Raw genomic sequence first — 1830 nt, forward strand, 5'->3', positions numbered from 1 at the left:
GAGACCAGCTAGTAATAGTCAATAGAAATTATAAAAAAATTTATGAGTAAAAAATTGCATCACAAATAATCCATTGAAAAATACGAACGATGGAATTATTTGTAAGACAGTTGAACTTTTAGTTTTTAGCCGTTAGGCTGCTGTAGTAAAGCGATTTTTAAGATACATTTTAGCATGCATTTTAGGATCACGTAATTCATATTCCTTTTGGTTCTTAAGAACGGAGAATATATAGTTAACAATTTTGTGCATTATTGATACTAATCTTACTTTTTTACTTTTACCATTTAGATTTTCTTTATAGTAGCTAAGCAAAATTTTGTTTATAGGCTGACCGTTCCTATTTGTCCGTATGGATGCTAATGCTACCGCATATAAGGCTCTTCTGCCTATTTTGGTACCGCGTTTAGACATAGTGTTTCTAGTACTATTAAATTTACCAGATTGATTAACAGAAGGATCAATGCCAAAATAAGCAACTAAATGTTTAGGCTTAATAAAACTTTTGATATTGCCTATTTCGCTCATTATTGTGACAGAAGTTAATTCACCGACACCGGGTATTGAGTAAATCAACTGGATATTTTTCTTAAATTCTTCTGAAAGTTTATTGCTTTTCATCAATGAATGTATTTCAATTAATAGATTTTTGAGTTGGATTTCTAATGCTTCTATTATTGAGATTGTGTTGGTGATTTTTACAAATAAACTGGGTGATTTAAGACCAATATAAATAGCATCTTTAGCAGCATCAATAAGCTTTTTATAAATTTTTTCACTACGTGCTAGTCCTTTTCTTGAACAGTTAGAAATAAGTTCTATAAGCTTATTTTTATCAGCATTTAAGATGTATTCAGGACTTGAATATTGTTTTAAAATAGCTATTGATGTTTTGCAAGTAATGTTTGAAAAAACAGAGCTATAACCAGGGAAAATAACCCTTAAGTCAGTAGAAAGCTTTTTCTTAAAAGTAGATTTACTATCAGTAAACTTATAGTAATCTCTGCAAAGAGCTTTTAAGGTATAAATTTCAATGTCAAATTCAGAAGAATACTTAACATTTTGAAATTTACCTATTTTAGCAATGGTTAATGCATCTTTTTTATCATTTTTCACTTTTCTTATGTCTCCATTCTTGTTACAATTAGTAATGAGTGGATTTAAGATACATGTTTCAAATGTATCCTTAAGAAAGTGGAAAAGAGTAAGATGGTATACACCAGTAGATTCCATGAAAATTGCCGTTTTCATGTTAAACTCTTTCTCCGCTTTTTTTATTTGATCTACTAGGTAATCAAAACCATTTCTATTATGTTTAATCTTAAAAGGCTTTCTGTGAACTTCACCGTTAGGTGCCAGTATGGCAACTACTGAAAAATCTGCTGATACATCGATTCCAACTGTTGGTCTATAAAAAAATTTACTCATAAATAATGTCTCCTTTACTTTGTTAGATAGAATAGATATTCCATTTTTATCAGTAATTCTATAACCTTGTTTGTGACACGGGTAATTCCCAAAGGGAAACCCAACCAGCTAAACATAGAACTCTCACTGATGGAATGATACGCTCATTTACAGGTATTAGTGACTAATTTAAGTCACTTCCTAGGAGGAATACATCTATCTTCTATTCAGGAGATATTATACAACAATATTTACTAGTTTGGATTCCCGTTAAGGGAAAAATAGAAAACTAAGTTTAGATAAGAAAAGTGAACCCTACCGGGTAGAAAAAATTCGAATAATATTAAAAGAAATGAGTTGTAATGTTCGTTAGAAATTATGATAGCTTTCTATTAAATGTTATGACTACATTATACAAGGAGG

At 30.0% G+C, this 1830-nt stretch carries 1 protein-coding gene; it reads right to left on the reverse strand.

The features are described from left to right. Positions 1 to 132: 132 nt before the first annotated feature. Complete coding sequence (locus CLLU_RS18395) at positions 133 to 1428, reverse strand: IS110 family RNA-guided transposase (RefSeq protein ID WP_106011203.1); 1296 nt, start codon at positions 1426 to 1428, stop codon at positions 133 to 135. Positions 1429 to 1830: the final 402 nt, after the last annotated feature.

It is taken from the genome of Clostridium luticellarii, from assembly GCF_002995845.1.
In the GTDB taxonomy this organism is placed as follows: Bacteria; Bacillota; Clostridia; order Clostridiales; family Clostridiaceae; genus Clostridium_B; species Clostridium_B luticellarii.